Raw genomic sequence first — 17,686 nt, forward strand, 5'->3', positions numbered from 1 at the left:
AGAACTGACATGCCGAAGCCCACCAAGGGCCCCCGCCTCGGTGGCGGTCCCGCTCACGAGCGCCTGCTCCTGAGCAACCTCGCCAACGCCCTCTTCACGCACGGTCGCATCACGACCACCGAGACGAAGGCCAAGCGCCTCCGTCCGGTCGCCGAGCGGCTCATCACGTTCGCGAAGCGCGGCGACCTGCACGCTCGTCGTCGGGTCATCGCGACCCTGCGCGACAAGTCCGTCGTGCACACGCTGTTCACGGAGATCGCCCCGCAGGTCGAGGACCGTCAGGGCGGCTACACCCGCATCACGAAGCTCGGCTTCCGCAAGGGCGACAACGCCCCGCTCGCGTCGATCGAGCTCGTCCTCGAGCCGGTGTCGGGCACGCCCGCCCCGGTGAAGCGCACCGCGGCTCCGGCCGCCGCCGCTCCGGTCGAGGAGCCGGCCGCCGACGAGACCACCGAGGAGGCCCCGGTCGAGCAGACCGAGACCACCGAGGAGTCCGCGCCGGTCGAGTCGGAGACCGAGACCGAGGCTGCCGCCGAGGTCGAGGCCGACGCCGCCGAGAAGAGCGACGACACCAAGTAGGACCCCGCGTCACCACGACGAAGCCCCCGCGACCCAGGTCGCGGGGGCTTCGTCGCGTTCGGGAGCGCTACCCCTGCACCCCGACGTCCGGAGAACGCAGGACCGTCGCCTTCCCAGTGCGTGCCCCGTAGGGTGTCCGCCCGACAGGGAGAGTCACCACATGGAGTTCCAACACATCGCGGGCGTCGGTCGCCGCGCTTGGCGGTGGAGCCGCACGTCCGGCACACAGCCGCGACTGCTGCACGCAGCCAAGGCCGCCGGCGCCGCGGCACTGGCCTGGTTCATCGCCAGGCACGTGCCCGGGGTCGCGTCCGACTACCCGTACTACGCACCGCTCGGGGCGATCGTCGCGATGCAGACGACGGTCTACGCGGGGCTGCGCAACGGCATCCAGACGCTCGTCGGCATCCTGCTCGGCATCGCCGTCGCGGGCTTCACGATGCTCGTGGGCGACCCGGGGATCCTCGCCGTGGCCCTGGCGGTCGGCGTCGGCGTGCTCGTCGGCGGGTTCCGGGTGCTCGGCGAGGGCAGTACCTGGGTCTCGACGGCGGCGTTGTTCGTGCTGCTCGTCGGCGGGGCGAACGCCGAGGGCTACTCGTTCGGGTACCTGGTGCAGATGGGCGTCGGCGTCGTCGTCGGGCTGCTCGTGAACTTCCTGGTGTTCCCACCGCTGCACTTCTGGGACGCCGAACGTCGGATCGACGAGGTGAACGCCGTGTTGGCCGAGCACCTCGAGGGGCTCGCGCGCGTGCTGGAGACCGGCAAACGCGACGAGGACGCCTGGAACCGGCAGCAGGACAAGCTCGACCGTGCGATCGCCGACGTGCGCGCGCGGGTGTCCGTCGCGCACGAGAGCCGGAAGATCAACCCTCGCGGGGCGCTCCGCGGGTCACGGGCCCGGCTCCAGCAGGACGGGGCACGCTTCCGCGCGCTCGAACGGGTCGCCTGGTACACGACGGACCTCACCGAGCTCGTCGCCCGGTCGGGTCCGGTGTCGGCGAACATCGGGCGTCCGGATCCGGCGTTCACCGAGCCCCTCACGGAGGCGCTCCGTCAGCTCGCGTGCATGATCCGCGGGGAGTGCCCCGAGGACGAAGGCGACAAGGCGATCGAGCGACTCGAGCAGGCGCTCGACGCTTCGCGCGAGAACCCCTCGCACGTCGCGGTGACGGCGTCCGCGCTCGTGGCGCTCCGCGGCATCGTGGAGTCCGAGCGCCGTGCGACGGACAACCTCGACACCCGCACGGGGCCGTCGGCGTTCCACCGTCCGCGCGGCTGACGCGAGGACCCCGTGACACCGGCGCTCCGTAGACTCGCACCGTGACCGTCCCGCCCCGAATCAACGTCCTCGGACCGGTCACGGTGATTGGTGCGGACGGCCGGCAGTCGCCGGTGCCCGGTGCGCTCGCTCGGGCGTTCCTGACGGCGCTGGTGCTCGCGCGCGGCCACGCCCTGACCACCGAGTCCCTGATCGACGACCTCTGGCCGGACGCGCAGTCGCGGGGTGCCCGTGCAGCGCTGCAGACGCTCGTGTCCCGACTGCGCCGGAGCGTGGCGGACGGCCTCGTGGTGTCGACGAGCACCGGGTACGCGCTGGGCGGCGACCCCGAGGACGTCGACCTCGCCCGTGCCGAGCATGCGGTGGGCGAAACGGAGCCGGCAGCGGTCCGTGCGGCCCTCGACCTCTGGCGTGGTGACCCGGGCGCCGACGTCGACGGCGACCTGGGCGCGGCACTCGCGGACCGTGCGGCAGCGCTCCGGCGGACGCTCCGGCGCGCGCTCGGCGGTGCACTGCTCGACGAGGGCGACGCCGACGAGGCCGCCGCACTCTGGGCGGCAGAGGCCGTCGCCAACCCCTACGACGAGGTCGCGGTCGCCGGTTCGATGCGCGCCCTTGCCGCAGCCGGCCGCACGAGCGAGGCCCTGGCCGCCTTCGCGGCGCACCGTGACCGCCTCGCCGACGAACTCGGCGCCGACCCCTCGGCCGACCTGGTCCGCCTCAACGCCGAGTTGCTGCGCCGGTCCGGCCCCGCCACGGGCAGCGTCCGCCGCGTCGGCCTGCGTGCTGCGCCGAACACGTTGGTCGGGAGGGAGGCCGACCTCACCGCCGTCTCGGACCTGCTGTCCTCCGGACGGCTGGTCACGATCCTCGGTGCGGGTGGGCTGGGGAAGACCCGCCTCGCGCAGGCGGTCGCCGCCGGCCTGCCGCCGACACAGGGCGTCGTCGTGTTCGAGCTCGCGCCGCTCGCCACGGCCGACGACATCGTGCCGGCCCTCGGCGCGCTGCTCGGGATCGCCGAGTTCCGCTCCACCCGATCGCTCCGGGACGCCGTCGCGGCCGACCTGCGCACCCGGGTCGTGCGGGCGCTCGCCGACGGGCCGACCGTGCTCGTCCTGGACAACTGCGAGCACCTGGTGGCCGAGGTCGCCGCCTTCGCCGCGGACCTGCTCGCGACCGTGCCCGCCCTGCGGATCCTGACGACGTCGCGCGCGCCGCTCGCCATCGCCGGCGAGGTCGTGGCTCCCCTCGCGCCCCTGCCCGTCGAGGCCGACGGGGCGGCCGTCCGGCTCTTCACCGAGCGGGCGCGGGCCGCGCGACCCGGAGCCGTGCTGCCGGTGGACACGGTGCGCCGGATCTGCACGCGGCTCGACGGGTCACCGCTGGCCATCGAGCTCGCGGCCGCACGCATCCGGGGGATGAGCGCCGACGAGATCGAGCGCCGGTTGGACGACCGGTTCGCGCTGCTGCGCGGCGGTGACCGGAGCGCCCCGGAGCGGCACCGCACCCTGCTCGCCGTGATCGAGTGGAGCTGGCGCCTGCTCGACGACGGGGCCCAGGACCTGCTGACCCGGCTGGCGCTCTTCCCGGACGGACTCGCGGTCGACGCCGTCGAGGCTGTCGCCGCCCCGGACCGCACGGCCGACGCGCTCGACGACCTCGCCGAGCTCGTGGAGCAGTCGCTCGTGCAGCTCGTCGAGCACGAGGGCGAGCCCGTGCGGTACCGGCTGCTCGAGACGGTGCGGGAGTTCGGTGCGGCCGGGCTGGGGGACCGCGGCGCCACCGAGGCCGTCCGTGCGGCCATGATCGGCTGGGGCCGGGGGTTCGCGGCCGAGCGCAACCTGCTCACGATCACGGGTTCCGCACAGCTCGAGCGGTTCCGCGAGGTCGCCCGCGAATCCGACAACCTCGTCACGCTGCTCCGCTGGAGCCTGGCTGCCGACGACACCGCGGCGGTCGCGCACCTGTTCGCGGCCCTCGGCGGCTACTGGTCGCTGCGCGGGGCCCACGGTGAGGTCGTCGCACTCGGCCCCGAGGTCGTCCCGGTCCTGCGCCGTACCGGACCGGCGACCGAGGACCGTGCCGCGACCGTGCTCGGACTCGTCGTCACCGGCGGGTCGTCCGCGTTCAGCGACAAGCGCACCGCAGCCCTGGCCGTGTCGACCCTGCGCCGCGTGATGCGCGACGGCACCACCGGGTTCGCGGTGCTCGACGCCCAGGCAGCGCTGCTGCTCACCCTGGGGCGACCGGCCGACGGGTACGCCCTGCTCGCCCGCTACCGCGACGACCCGGAGCCCGGTGTCGCCTGCCTGGCGAACATGCTCAGCGCGCCGCTCGCCGAGAACGACGGGGAGTCCGCTGTCGCCCTGCGGTACGCGACCCGCGCCGAGACGCTCTCACGGTCGAGCGACGACGCCTGGACCACCGGGTCGATCGCCGTCACCATGACCCAGCTCCTGGCGCAGACCGGTCGGCACGCCGACGCCCTGCGGTCCGCCGAGGTCGCCCGCGAGCAACTCGAACGGTTCGGGGCCGACGACGACCTGTACGAGATCGGCTGGACCGTCGGCCTCTGCGCCGCGAGCACCGGCGACGTCGTGCGCGCCCGGCAGGTCGCCGACGACCTGCAGCACCGTCCGGTCGAGGCCCGCGGCGGGTTCGACGAGGACCGGGTGCAGATCGGCGTGCTCGCGATGGCCATCGGTGCGGAGTGCTCGCGCTGGGAAGCAGCCCTCGACGACGCTGCGGCGGAGTACGCCCGCGCCTGGGACTCCGTGCTGCCCATGCGGAAGCAGACGCCGCACTGGACGCTCATGGCGGGCTCGGCGCGGATCGCGGCGCGGGACGAGGCGGCGGTGCACCGGTCCGACGGAGCCGCGCCGGGCCTCCCGGTCGACGACGTGGCGGTCGCGAGACGCCTGCGCGTCGGTGCGCTCGTGATGCTGCGCGTCCACCCGTGGTGGCTGGACCTGCCCGTGATCGGGACCGCCCTGCTCGGCCTGGCGCTCGCCGCCGCCCGTGACGGACAGCCGGAGCACGCCGCGCGCTGCTGGGGGCTGGCGACCCGACTCGGTTCGCGGCAGGACTTCGGCGTGCTCGCGCACCCACGGATGCGGTCGGTGCTGGCCGACGCCCTCGGCGACGCGGTGCTGGCCGACGCCGAGACGGCCTCGGCCGGATCGAACCGGACCGAGGCCGTCTCGCAGGCGCGGCTCCTGCTCGAGGAGCTGCGGTTCCGCGTGCGGTGATCGGCGCCCGTCAGGCCTTGCGCATGTACGCGCGGACCGTCAGCGGCGCGAACACCGCGACCACGACCGCTGCGCCGAGCAGGCTGATCCAGAGGTCGACGCCCACCGTGCCGTGGTTCACGAGCTCGCGGACCGCCGTGATCAGGTGCGAGATCGGGTTGACCTCGGAGAACCAGCGCAGCCAGTCCGGCAGGGTGTCCGCCGGCACGAACGCGTTCGACAGGAACGTCAGCGGGAACAGCACCATGTTGGAGATGCCGGAGACGCTCGACGCCGTCCGCGCGACGACGCCGAAGTAGGCGAAGATCCAGCTGATCGCCCACGCGACGACGATGACCAGCAACCCGGCCAGGACGACCGCGCCGAAGCCGCCGGCCGGACGCAGCCCCATGATGATGCCGACCGTGAAGGTGATCGTCGTGGCGATCGCGTACCGGACGGTGTCGGCGAGCAGCGCACCCGCGAGCGGGGCGATCCGGGCGATGGGCAGGGACTTGAAGCGGTCGAAGACGCCCTTGTCCATGTCCTCGCGCAGCTGCACGCCCGTGACGATCGACGACGTGATGTTCGTCTGCACCAGGATGCCGGGGATGATGATCGGCAGGTAGCTCGCGACGTCACCCGCGATCGCACCACCGAAGATGTAGGTGAACATCACGGTGAAGATGATCGGCATCAGGGTGACGTCGAACAGCTGCTCCGGGGTGCGCCGGACCTTGATCAGCCCGCGGTACGCCATCGTGAGCGACTGCCGGACGGTGGCGCCGAGGCCGGTCGCACCGACGCCGGGGCGCGGGGTGATCCGGGGCGCAGCGGTGCCCGTGGTGGTGGTGATGGTGGTCATGCGATGCTCCCTGCGAGTTCGCGGTCGGTGCTGTCGTTGTCGTCGTCGGTGCCGTCGTCGTCGGTGGTCGCCGGTGCGCCGGTGATCGTCAGGAAGACCTCGTCGAGGGTGGGCTTCTGCACGCTCATCTCGGCGAGGGTGATGCCGGCCTCGCGGAACGACACCAGCAGGTCCGTCACGCGGTCGGGATCCGACATCGGCGCGGTGAGACGCGAGCCCTCGGGGCTGGCCACCGCGTCGACACCGAGGGTGTTCCGGACGATCGTGCGCGCGGCGTCGAGCCGGAGCGCATCGGTCAGGCGGAGCTGCAGCGACGAACTGCCGATCGAGGCCTTCAGCTCGTCGCTCGTGCCCTCGGCGACCACCTTGCCGTGGTCGATGACCGCGATGCGGTCGGCGAGCTGGTCCGCCTCGTCCAGGTACTGCGTCGTCAGCAGCACCGTCGAGCCCGTCGCCACGAGCTCGCGGATGGTGTCCCACATCTGCGCTCGGGTCCGGGGGTCGAGCCCCGTGGTCGGCTCGTCGAGGAAGATCAGCGGCGGCTGCGCGATGAGGCTCGCAGCCAGGTCGAGCCGGCGACGCATGCCACCGGAGAAGGCCTTGAGCGGGCGTGACGCGGCTTCGGTCAGCCCGAAGCGTTCGAGCAGCTCCACGGCCTTCCGCTTCGCATCCGCGCGGGACAGCCCGAGCAGGCGCGCGAAGATCACCAGGTTCTCGGTCGCGCTGAGCGTCTCGTCGACGCTGGCGTACTGACCGGTCACCCCGATCAGGGTGCGGACCGTCTGCGCCTCACGTCGGACGTCGTGCCCGAAGATCCGGGCCTCGCCGCCGTCCGCCTTGAGCAGGGTCGCGAGCATGGAGATGGTGGTGGTCTTGCCGGCGCCGTTGGGACCGAGCACGCCGTAGACCGTGCCGGCCTCCACACGGAGGTCGACACCGTCCACTGCGCGGTTCGTCCCGAAGGTCTTCACGAGGCCGGAGGCCTCCACCGCGAGCGGTGTCGTGGTCATCGAAATGTCCTTTCGTCGATGTCGAGGACGATGGTGCCGCGGGGCGCTCACGCGGCACTGACGTGGCGCTGACACCGGTGGACAGCGCGCGTCAGCGGCGCAGCGGCCTTCGGTTGCGCAGACGGGTGTCCGCGGACTGCCGGGAGGCGCGGTGCGGCCCCGGTACGGTGGTCGCGTGGACGAGACGGCGGGCCCGCAGAGCGGCGGCGAGGTTGCCGGGATCCGGCTGCGGCTGGACATCGCGTACGACGGCGCCGCGTTCTCCGGGTGGGCCCGGCAGCCCGGGCTGCGGACCGTGCAGGGCGCGCTCGAGGCCGCCCTCGCCACCGTCTTCACCCGGTGGGGCGAGCCGCCACTGCTCACCGTCGCCGGACGCACCGACGCCGGCGTGCACGCCACCGGGCAGGTCGCTCACCTCGACCTCTCCACCGAGCAGTGGGACGCGCTCAGCGCCAAGCGCGGCACGGGGCGCTCGCCGCTGGACGGACTCGTCAAACGCGTGAACGGCATCGCGGCACCAGAGGGCGACGTCGTCGTCACCCGGGCGTCGGTCGCGCCGGACGGGTTCGACGCCCGGTTCTCGCCGCTCTGGCGACGGTACGAGTACCGGATCGCGGACGCCGACGCCCCGCGCGATCCACGTCGGCGCGGGTACACGGTCTGGCACGGAGCGAGCCTCGACCCGGCAGCGATGGAGCGCGGTGCGCTGACGCTGTTGGGGCTGCACGACTTCGCGACGTTCTGCAAGCCGCGCGAGGGCGCGACGACCATTCGGACGTTGCAGGAGTTCCGCTGGGACCGCGAGCCGGACGGCGTGCTGGTGGCGCGCCTCCAGGCCGATGCGTTCTGCCACTCCATGGTGCGCGCGATGGTGGGAGCGACCATCGCCGTCGGCGAGGGGCGGTTCGGGCCGGAACGGCTCGAGGAGCTCCGCGTCGCCGAGACGCGGACGAGCGCGTTCAAGACGGCGCCGGCGAAGGGGCTGACCCTGACCGAGGTGGGGTACCCGGCCGACGCGGAGCTCGCGGGGCGGGCGGAGCAGACGCGGGCACGGCGGGAGTGAACGCCCGGTCCTGATGTTGCCGAACGCAATCATTTACCTCGACGCAACCTGAGGGACTCCGCAGGTCGGTAGCGTGCGTGCATGCCCAACCTCCTCGGGCGCACTCTGCTGTGCGCCACGGCTGCCGCGACACTCCTCGCGGCCCCGCTCGTCACCGTCACCGCAGCGACCGCGAACCCCGAGGGGAGTGGCCTCCTCATCGAGGAGGCCTACCTGAAGGCCGGCAGCAACGGCGCCTTCTACAACCAGAAGTTCATCGAGATCGGCAACCCGACCGACGCCCCGGTGTCGCTCGACGGCTGGTCGCTGCAGTACCGCTCGGCGACGAGCACCGGCGCCTTCTCGACGAGCGCGCTCGAGGGGACGGTGCCGGCCGAGGGCACGTTCCTGGTGTCGATGGCCGGCAACGGCGGTGCCACCCCGGTCGGAGCGGACCTGCCGACGGCGGACGACACCGCCTCGCTGAACCCGTCCGGCACCACGGGCACGCTCGTGCTGTCCGACGCCACCACGCCGGTGGCGCTCGCCGCGGGACCGGTGATGACCGGCACCGCTGGTGTCGTCGACCTGCTCGGCTACGGCGCCTCGAACACCTTCGAGGGCACCGTGCGCACCGTCGAGGGCGCGAACGCCGTGCCGAACGGCCTGGTCCGCCAGGGCGCGACGGACACCGACGACAACGGCGCGGACTTCTCGGTGACGACGACCCTGACCCCGCGGAACGCCGCGGGTGAGACCGCTGCGCCGACCGACCCGACCGAGCCCACCGACCCGACCGACCCGACCGACCCGACGGAGCCGACGGACCCCGGCGCCCCCGCCGAGGCCGTCACCATCGCCCAGCTGCAGGGCACCACGGACACCTCGCCCTACGCCAGCAAGACCGTCACCACCGACGGCGTCGTCACCGCGGTCTACGCGTCCGGCGGCTTCAACGGCTACACGATCCAGACCCCGGGGACCGGCGGCGCGGTCGACTTCGGCACCCACACGGCGTCCGACGCCGTGTTCGTCTTCTCGTCCGCGACCGCCGGGCTGGTGGCCGAGGGCGACCACGTGCGGGTCACCGGTGCGGTCTCCGAGTACTTCGGCCTGACCGAGCTCACCGTGTCGAACACAGCGTCGTTCCAGAAGCTCACCGACACCGTCGTCGCCCCGCAGCCCGCCGCGGTCGCGTTCCCGTCGTCGGACGCGCAGCGCGAGTCGCTCGAGAGCATGCTCATCGCCCCGCAGGGCTCCTTCACGGTCGCCGACAACTACACGACGAACCAGTACGGCGAAGTCGTGCTCGCCAGCGGCGCCGGCCGGCTCGTCCAGCCGACCGAGGTCGGTCGCCCCGGCAGCGCCGAAGCGAAGGCCGTCGAGGCGTCCAACGCCGCGCGCAAGGTCACGCTCGACGACGGTGCCAGCACCAACTTCCTGACGAAGGCGAACCAGGGCATCCCGGTGTCGTGGCTGACCCAGGGCCCGGTCACCGTCGGTGCGACCGCCACGTTCGAGGGTCCGGTCGTCCTCGACTACCGCAACAGCGGGTGGAAGTTCCAGCCGACCGCGCCGATCACCGGTGCGACCCCGGCGGCGGACCTGCCCGCGTCGTTCTCGAACGTGCGGCAGGCCGAGCCGCAGGACGTCGGCGGCGACCTGAAGCTCGCCGGGTTCAACGTGCTCAACTACTTCCCCACCACGGGTGACCAGCTCACCGGGTGCTCGTACTACACCGACCGCGCGGGCGACCCCGTCACGGTGAACTCCGGCTGCGACGCCCGCGGGGCTGCTGAGCAGGAGGACTTCCTGCGCCAGCAGGTCAAGATCGTCAAGGCGATCAACGGCCTCGGCGCGGACGTCGTCTCGCTCGAGGAGATCGAGAACTCGGCGCGCTTCGGCCAGGACCGCGACGCGGCGGTCGCCACGCTCGTCGACGCCCTCAACGCCGCCACCGGCGAGGACACCTGGGCCTTCGCGAAGTCCCCCGCGACCGTTCCGGCGAGCGAGGACGTCATCCGCCTCGCGCTCATCTACAAGCAGGACCGCGTCGAACCCGTCGGCGACTCGACGATCCTGCTCGACGCCGCGTTCACCAACGCCCGGCAGCCCGTCGCGGACGCGTTCCGCCCCCTCGGCGGCACCGCCGACGACGACTTCCTGGTGATCGCGAACCACTTCAAGTCGAAGGGCTCCGGCACCGGCGAGAACGCCGACCAGGGCGACGGCCAGGGCGCCTCGAACGCCGACCGGGTGCGGCAGGCCAAGGCCCTCGTGACCTTCTCCACCGACATGCAGGCGCAGTACGGCACCGACAAGGTGTTCATGCTCGGCGACTTCAACGCCTACAGCAAGGAGGACCCGGTGGTCGTCCTCGACGACGCCGGCTACACCGACCTCGGTCCGGCGCTCGACGCCACCGAGTACTCGTACGTGTTCTCCGGCCTGAGCGGGTCGCTCGACCACGTGTTCGCGTCCCCGGCCGCCACCGAGACGGTCACGGGCGTGGACATCTGGAACATCAACTCGGTCGAGTCGGTGGGCCTGGAGTACAGCCGCTACAACTACAACGCGTCGGACCTGTACACCGACGACGTGTTCCGCGCGAGCGACCACGACCCGATCCTGGTGGGCTTCGACCTCGATGCTGCGGGCACGGACCCGGGCACGGACCCCGGCACCGACCCGACCCCGACGCCGGGTGACGGCGGCACGACCCCGACCCCCACGCCGACCCCGTCGCCGACCGCTCCGATCGCCCCGGTGGCTCCCTCGGAGACCGGTCTGACCGACGCGAACCGCGGGAGCGTCTCGGCGCCGTCGTCGGCTCGTGCGGGGGAGACCATCACTGTGACCGTCGGCACGCAGTACGCGGGTGACGTCGTGAACGTGTGGCTGTACTCGACGCCGACGCTGCTCGGCACCGTGACGGTCGGCGCTGACGGCACGGTGCGCGTCACGATCCCGTCGGACACCCCCGCTGGTGCACACCGCCTCGCGGTGACGGCCGCGGACGGGAGCCTGATCGGCTGGACCCCGATCACGATCACCGCTGACGGGCAGCTCGCGTTCACGGGCGCCGAGGGCCTCGGTGCCGGTGCGCTGGTCGCCTTCCTGCTGCTCGCGGCGGGTGCCGGCGTCCTGATCGTCCGCCGCCGGAGGACCGCGGCCGCCGCGGAGTAGTCCCCAGGCCCCACGGCGGCACTTCGTGAGCAGGAATGGTCGGGTTCGCCGTGCGCGACTCGACCATTCCTGCTCACGATGCGGGGTGAAAGCGACCCACGGACGGACGGGAGGCCCGTGGCCAGGCCGCCACGGGCCTCCCGTCCGGCAGTACCTGCGTTTGACCGACGCGACCCGCGTCGGCTAGGCTCTCACCTTGGTCTGTGCGCCACGCGCGCCGGACAGTCAGATGAGCCCTCCATCCGGGCGTTCCGCCGGCTTCTGCCGCGGGGAACCCCGACCGGAGTGGGATTCACGGACTCCTCACCTCGACACGAAAGCAGCACTCCTGTGACTCGCACGTTCTCACCGAAGCCGGCAGACGTCCAGCACGACTGGATCGTCATCGACGCGACCGACGTCGTCCTCGGCCGTCTCGCCACCCACGCCGCGGCGCTCCTGCGCGGCAAGCACAAGGCCACCTTCGCCCAGCACATGGACATGGGTGACTACGTCATCATCGTGAACGCCGACAAGGTCGCCCTGACCGGTTCGAAGCTCGCGAAGAAGGTCTACTACCGCCACTCCGGTTACCCGGGCGGCCTGACGGCGACCTCCTACCCGGAGATGCTCGAGAAGCACCCCACCCGCGCCGTCGAGAAGGCGATCCGCGGCATGCTGCCGAAGAACACCCTCGGTCGCGAGCAGCTCAAGAAGCTGAAGGTCTACGCCGGCGCGGAGCACCCGCACTCCGCGCAGCAGCCCAAGGCGTACATCTTCGACCAGGTCGCACAGTAGTTCCGGCCACGACGACTTCAAGGACACGAAAAAACTCATGGCTCAGATCGCTGATTCCCTCGACCAGACCCCGGAGAGCTTCACCACGGAGAGCGCACCCGCCGCTGCCGAGGCTGCTCCCCGTCAGATCCTCAACGTCTCCGGCGGTGCCGTCGGGCGCCGCAAGGAGGCCATCGCGCGCGTTCGCCTCGTTCCGGGCTCCGGCACGTTCGTCGTGAACGGTCGCTCGCTCGAGGACTACTTCCCGAACAAGCTGCACCAGCAGCTCATCAACGACCCGTTCAAGGTCCTCGAGCTCCTCGGCTCGTACGACGTCGTCGCCCGCATCACCGGTGGCGGCCCCTCGGGTCAGGCCGGCGCACTCCGCCTCGCCATCGCCCGCACCCTGAACGAGATCGACCGCGAGAACAACCGCGCGACCCTCAAGAAGGCCGGCTTCCTCACCCGTGACGCCCGCGTCATCGAGCGCAAGAAGGCCGGTCTCAAGAAGGCCCGCAAGGCTTCGCAGTTCTCGAAGCGCTAGTCGTCACCGGCTGAAGATCGCAATGCCGCGTCTGTTCGGTACCGACGGGGTTCGTGGTCTCGCCAACGGCGAGCTGACGGCCGCGCTCGCACTGGGTCTTGCCCAGGCGAGCGCGGCCGTCCTCACACACGGACACCATGCCGACGCCCGCCGGGCGTCCGGTCGACCGCGCCCGCGCGCGGTCCTGGCGCGCGACCCGCGCGTCTCCGGTGAGTTCCTCGGGTCCGCTGTCGCGGCCGGGCTCGCCTCCGCCGGCGTCGACGTGCTCGACGCCGGGGTCATCCCCACCCCCGCTGCGGCGTTCCTCGTCGCGGACATCGACGCCGACTTCGGCGTGATGATCTCCGCGTCGCACAACCCCGCCCCGGACAACGGGATCAAGTTCTTCGCCACGGGTGGTCGCAAGCTGCCGGACGAGGTCGAGGACCGCATCGAAGCGGCCATGCACGACCACTCCGCACCGACCCCCACCGGCATCGACGTCGGCCGGATCACCCGGTTCGCCGACGCCGAGGACCGCTACGTCGTCCACCTGCTCGGCACGCTGCCGCACCGGCTCGACGGCATCCACGTCGTGCTCGACTGCGCCAACGGTGCCGCCGCCGGCGTCTCGCCCGAGGTGTTCGTGAACGCCGGGGCCCGCGTGACGCTCATCGGCGCCGAGCCCGACGGGTGGAACATCAACGACGGCGTCGGCTCGACCCACATCGACAACCTGTCCCGCGCCGTCCTGGCCGCCGGCGCGGACGTCGGCATCGCGCACGACGGCGATGCCGACCGCTGCCTGGCGGTGGACGCCGCGGGCAACGCCATCGACGGTGACCAGATCATGGCGATCCTGGCGCTGTCGCTGCAGGAGCGCGGCCGGCTGAAGGACGACACCCTCGTCGCGACGGTCATGTCCAACCTCGGGCTGAAGCGTGCCATGGCGGATGCGGGCATCACCGTGATCGAGGCCGGCGTCGGCGACCGCTACGTGCTCGAGAAGATGAACGAGGGGGACTACTCCATCGGTGGCGAGCAGTCCGGCCACATCATCTTCAACGAGTACGCCACCACGGGCGACGGCATCCTGACCGGGCTGCACCTGGTCGCCGAGATGGCGCGCACCGGGAAGTCGCTGCAGGAGCTCGCATCGTGCATGACCGTGTTCCCGCAGGTGCTGCTCAACGTCCGCGGCGTCGACCGGCACGGGCTGGCCGACCAGGGTGTGCAGGACGCCATCGCCGCCGCCAGCGAGGCGCTCGGGGACAGCGGCCGTGTGCTGCTCCGTCCGTCGGGCACCGAGCCGGTCGTGCGCGTGATGGTCGAGGCCGCCTCGCAGGACGATGCGCAGCGCATCGCCGAGGAGCTCGCCGCCGTCGTGCAGGAGCGCCTGGCGCTCGACGCCGCGTAGGCCGGAGTGCCGGGCGCGACTTCGCGCCGCGCGCGCTCGCGCCCCGCTGCGGTCGTTGCGCCCCGACTCTTCGGGGCGCGACGACCGTACGGGGGTGCAAGCCTGCGCGCACCCGCGCACGCTACCGCGTCGCGACCGCGTCGCGCGCGCTCGCGTCGCGCGCCCGACTGCAGTCGTTGCGCCCCGACTCTTCGGGGCGCGATGACCGTACCGGGGTGCAACTCCGCGCGCACCCGCGCGCACCCGCGCGCACCCGCGCGCACCCGCGCGCACCCGCGCGCACCCGTGCGCACTCGCGCGCACCCGCGCGCACCCGCGCGCACCCGCGCGCACCCGCGCGCACCCGCGCTAGATCTTGCGGAGCAGGACCGAGTTCACCTTGTGGTCCGCGGCCTTCTTCAGCACCAGGGTCGCGCGGGAGCGCGTGGGCAGGACGTTCTCGAGCAGGTTCGGCTCGTTGATCGCCCGCCAGACCTCGGTCGCCGTCCGCACCGCGTCGTCGCGCGACAGTGAGGCGAACCGGTGGAAGAACGAGTCCGGGCTCGAGAACGCCTCCTCCTGCAGTGCCAGGAACCGGTCGACGTACCAGGCCTCGATGTCCTTGGTCTTGGCGTCGACGTAGATCGTGAAGTCGAACAGGTCGGACAGCGCGAGCCGCCCGTGCACCGGCGGGGCGAGCACGTTCAGGCCCTCGACGATCAGGATGTCCGGCTGGCGGACGACGATCTCGGCGTCCGGCACGATGTCGTAGACCAGGTGCGAGTAGTACGGCGCCCGGACCTCGGTCGCGCCGCTCTTCACCTGGCTGACGAACCGCAGCAGGGAGCGACGGTCGTAGGACTCCGGGAAGCCCTTCCGGTCCATGATCCCGCGACGCTCGAGCTCGGCGTTCGGGTACAGGAAGCCGTCGGTGGTCACCAGCTCGACCCGCGGGGTGTCCGGCCAGCGCTTCGTCAGCTCGCGGAGCAGTCGCGCGACGGTCGACTTGCCGACGGCGACGGACCCGGCGACGCCGATCACGAACGGCGTGCGTCCGGCTCGGTCACCCAGGAACGCCGATGTCGACGCGTGCAGGTTCCGGGCCCCCGCGGCGTAGAGCGTCAGCAGCCGCGACAGCGGGAGGTAGACCTCCTGCACCTCCTGCATGTCCAACCGGTCGCCGAGCCCGCGCAGCTGCACGATCTCGGTCTCGGTGAGCGACAGGTGCTCCTTGGGTGCGAGCTGCGACCACTCGTGCCGCGGGATCTCCACGAACGGGGTCGGGTGCGCGACGGCGGTCTCCGGGATCGGCATGGGGACGAGCGTACAGACGGGAGGCCCGGTGCAGGTGAGCTGACCGGCTCACCTGCACCGGGCCTCCCGTCCAGTGCACGGTCTGCGTCCGCAGGACGCGGTGCGTCAGGCGGGCAGGGCGGCCTCGATGGCCGCGATCACCTCGGGGGCGTCTGGCTTCGTAGTCGGACGGAAGCGCGAGACGGTGCCGTCGGGGGCGACGAGGAACTTCTCGAAGTTCCAGCTGACCCGACCGGCCTTGCCGTCTGCGTCCGGGGTCTCCTTGAGCGCCTGGTAGAGCGGGTGCGCGCTCTTGCCGTTCACCTTGACCTTCTCGGACATCGGGAAGGTGACGCCCCACGTGGTGGAGCAGTACTCGTCGATGGCCTCGGACGAGCCGAGCTCCTGCAGGAACTGGTTGCTCGGGAACCCGAGGACCGTGAAGCCGCGCGGCCCGTACTGCTTCTGGAGGGCCTCGAGCTGCTCGTACTGCGGAGCGAGGCCGCACCGCGACGCGACGTTCACGACCAGCACCGCCTTGTCCGCGAACGAACCGAAGGTGGTGTCCTCGCCGTGCAGCGTGGTGATGGCGATGTCGTCGAAGCGTCCCATGGCCGAAACGTTATCCCCAGCCCTGCTGCTTCGCAGGGTCCGCGCTCAGGCAGACCGTAGGATCGCTTCCATGTGTGGAATCGTCGGCTACGTCGGCAGCAACAGCAGCCAGGACGTCCTCCTCGGTGGCCTCCGTCGCCTCGAGTACCGCGGCTACGACTCGGCGGGCATCGCCGTGGTCGACCCTGCGGGGGACCTCGTCTCCGCCAAGAAGGCGGGCAAGCTCCAGGCCCTCGTCGACGAGCTCGAGTCGTCGCCGATCCCGGACGGCACCACGGGCATCGGGCACACCCGCTGGGCGACCCACGGCGGCCCGACGGACGGCAACGCCCACCCGCACCTGGCCGACGGCGACAAGCTCGCCCTCATCCACAACGGCATCATCGAGAACTTCTCCGAGCTGCGCGCCGAGCTGCAGGCCGAGGGCATCGAGTTCCGCAGCGAGACCGACTCCGAGGTCGCCGCGCACCTGGTCGGTCGGGCGTTCCGCGAGACCGGTGACCTGACCTCCGCCATGCAGCAGGCCGTGCAGCGACTGGACGGGGCGTTCACGCTCCTCGTCGTGCACGCCGACCAGCCCGGCGTCGTCGTCGGTGCCCGTCGCAACTCCCCGCTCGTGGTGGGCCTGGGCGACGGCGAGAACTTCATGGGCTCGGACGTCGCCGCGTTCGTCGCCTACACGCAGCGTGCCCTCGCGATCGGGCAGGACGAGATCGCCACGATCCGACCCGACCGCGTCGACGTCATCCACTTCGACGGCACCCCGGCCACCCCGAGCGAGTTCGAGGTGAACTGGGACGCCTCCGCGGCCGACAAGGGCGGCTGGTCCTCGTTCATGGCGAAGGAGATCAGCGAGGAGCCCGAGGCCGTCGCCAAGACGATCCTCGGCCGCGTGCACGACGGTGCCGTCACCCTGACCGACCTCGACCCGATCGCCGAGCGCCTGGCAACGGTCGACCGCGTCATCGTGATCGCCTGCGGCACCGCTGCGTACGCCGGCATCCTCGGCAAGTACGCCATCGAGCAGTGGGCTCGGATCCCGGTCGAGGTCGAGCTCGCCCACGAGTTCCGCTACCGCGACCCGGTGCTGAACGAGCGCACCCTCGTCGTCTCGATCAGCCAGTCCGGCGAGACCATGGACACGCTGATGGCGGTCAAGTACGCCCGCGAGCAGGGCGCGCAGGTGCTGTCGATCTGCAACACCCAGGGTGCGACGATCCCGCGCGAGTCCGACGCCGTGATCTACACGCACGCCGGGCCCGAGGTCGCCGTCGCGTCGACGAAGGCCTTCATCGCCCAGGGCGTCGCGCTGTACCTGCTGGGCCTGCACCTGGCCACCCTGCGCGGCACCATGACGGCGGAGCAGATCGCCGAGCAGGTCGCCGAGCTCGAGGGCCTCGCCCCGAAGCTGCAGCAGACCATCGACGACGCCGCCGGCATCAAGGACCTGGCGCGCTGGATGGCGGACACCCGCAGCGTGCTGTTCCTCGGTCGCCACGTCGGCTACCCGATCGCGCTCGAGGGTGCGCTCAAGCTCAAGGAGCTCGCGTACATCCACGCCGAGGGCTTCGCCGCCGGTGAGCTCAAGCACGGCCCGATCGCGCTCATCGAGCCCGGGCAGATCGTGTTCGTCATCGTGCCGTCGCCGCGTGACCCGCGGTCGCTGCACCCGAAGGTCGTGTCGAACATCCAGGAGATCCGCGCCCGTGGCGCTCGCGTGATCGCCATCGCGGAAGAGGGCGACGCCGCCGTGCTGCCCTTCGCCGACGAGGTCCTGCGCATCCCGCTCGCGACCCCGCTGTTCGAGCCGCTGCTCGCCGTGGCGCCGCTGCACATGTTCGGCATGGAGCTCGCCGCGGCCAAGGGCCTCGACGTCGACCAGCCGCGCAACCTCGCGAAGTCGGTCACCGTCGAGTAG

Annotated in this window: 13 protein-coding genes; 9 read left to right on the forward strand and 4 right to left on the reverse strand. The window is 71.9% G+C overall.

What is annotated here, in order from left to right:
- Positions 1-9: 9 nt before the first annotated feature.
- From rplQ to EDF40_RS10645, 3 genes are all read left to right on the forward strand, one after another.
- Positions 10-579 carry a 50S ribosomal protein L17 gene (gene rplQ / locus EDF40_RS10635; protein ID WP_123339473.1) on the forward strand — a complete coding sequence of 190 codons (570 nt, stop codon included), beginning with the start codon at positions 10-12 and terminating at the stop codon, positions 577-579.
- Between the two features lie 160 nt (positions 580-739).
- A complete protein-coding gene (locus EDF40_RS10640) occupies positions 740-1,858 on the forward strand; it encodes a hypothetical protein (RefSeq protein WP_123339474.1) in 1,119 nt (372 codons plus the stop codon).
- A gap of 41 nt (positions 1,859-1,899) precedes the next feature.
- Positions 1,900-5,106, forward strand: coding sequence for a BTAD domain-containing putative transcriptional regulator (locus EDF40_RS10645; protein ID WP_123339475.1), 3,207 nt, complete (start codon positions 1,900-1,902; stop codon positions 5,104-5,106).
- Positions 5,107-5,116: 10 nt separating this feature from the next.
- Here the strand turns inward: EDF40_RS10645 and EDF40_RS10650 are convergent, their stop codons facing one another.
- Entirely contained in the window at positions 5,117-5,950 is an 834-nt protein-coding gene (locus EDF40_RS10650; RefSeq protein WP_123339476.1) for an ABC transporter permease, read from the reverse strand.
- Positions 5,947-6,960, reverse strand: a complete 1,014-nt coding sequence (locus EDF40_RS10655) for an ATP-binding cassette domain-containing protein (RefSeq protein WP_123339477.1) — start codon at positions 6,958-6,960, stop codon at positions 5,947-5,949. The genes EDF40_RS10650 and EDF40_RS10655 overlap by 4 nt, the downstream gene beginning before the upstream one ends.
- A 175-nt stretch (positions 6,961-7,135) precedes the next feature.
- Between EDF40_RS10655 and truA the strand changes: the two genes are divergently transcribed.
- The 5 genes from truA to glmM all read left to right on the forward strand — a co-directional run bounded on the left by truA (position 7,136) and on the right by glmM (position 13,884).
- Complete coding sequence (gene truA / locus EDF40_RS10660) at positions 7,136-8,023, forward strand: tRNA pseudouridine(38-40) synthase TruA (protein ID WP_260212653.1); 888 nt, start codon at positions 7,136-7,138, stop codon at positions 8,021-8,023.
- An 81-nt stretch (positions 8,024-8,104) separates the two neighbouring features.
- Positions 8,105-11,188: an ExeM/NucH family extracellular endonuclease gene (locus tag EDF40_RS10665; RefSeq protein WP_123339478.1), complete on the forward strand. Its 3,084-nt coding sequence runs from the start codon at positions 8,105-8,107 to the stop codon at positions 11,186-11,188.
- A 330-nt stretch (positions 11,189-11,518) separates the two neighbouring features.
- Positions 11,519-11,965 carry a 50S ribosomal protein L13 gene (gene rplM / locus EDF40_RS10670; protein ID WP_071259898.1) on the forward strand — a complete coding sequence of 149 codons (447 nt, stop codon included), beginning with the start codon at positions 11,519-11,521 and terminating at the stop codon, positions 11,963-11,965.
- Between the two features lie 37 nt (positions 11,966-12,002).
- Positions 12,003-12,488: a 30S ribosomal protein S9 gene (gene rpsI, locus EDF40_RS10675; protein ID WP_111083442.1), complete on the forward strand. Its 486-nt coding sequence runs from the start codon at positions 12,003-12,005 to the stop codon at positions 12,486-12,488.
- A gap of 22 nt (positions 12,489-12,510) precedes the next feature.
- Positions 12,511-13,884, forward strand: a complete 1,374-nt coding sequence (glmM, locus tag EDF40_RS10680) for a phosphoglucosamine mutase (RefSeq protein ID WP_123339479.1) — start codon at positions 12,511-12,513, stop codon at positions 13,882-13,884.
- A 348-nt stretch (positions 13,885-14,232) separates the two neighbouring features.
- Here the strand turns inward: glmM and coaA are convergent, their stop codons facing one another.
- Both coaA and EDF40_RS10690 read right to left on the reverse strand, forming a co-directional pair.
- Positions 14,233-15,177, reverse strand: coding sequence for a type I pantothenate kinase (gene coaA, locus EDF40_RS10685; protein WP_123339480.1), 945 nt, complete (start codon positions 15,175-15,177; stop codon positions 14,233-14,235).
- 105 nt (positions 15,178-15,282) lie between these two features.
- Entirely contained in the window at positions 15,283-15,768 is a 486-nt protein-coding gene (locus tag EDF40_RS10690; protein WP_111083439.1) for a glutathione peroxidase, read from the reverse strand.
- A gap of 70 nt (positions 15,769-15,838) precedes the next feature.
- Here EDF40_RS10690 and glmS point away from each other — a divergent pair, with 70 nt between their 5' ends.
- A complete protein-coding gene (gene glmS, locus EDF40_RS10695; protein ID WP_123339481.1) occupies positions 15,839-17,686 on the forward strand; it encodes a glutamine--fructose-6-phosphate transaminase (isomerizing) in 1,848 nt (615 codons plus the stop codon).

Source organism: Curtobacterium sp. PhB170 (assembly GCF_003752345.1).
Taxonomy (GTDB): Bacteria; Actinomycetota; Actinomycetes; order Actinomycetales; family Microbacteriaceae; genus Curtobacterium.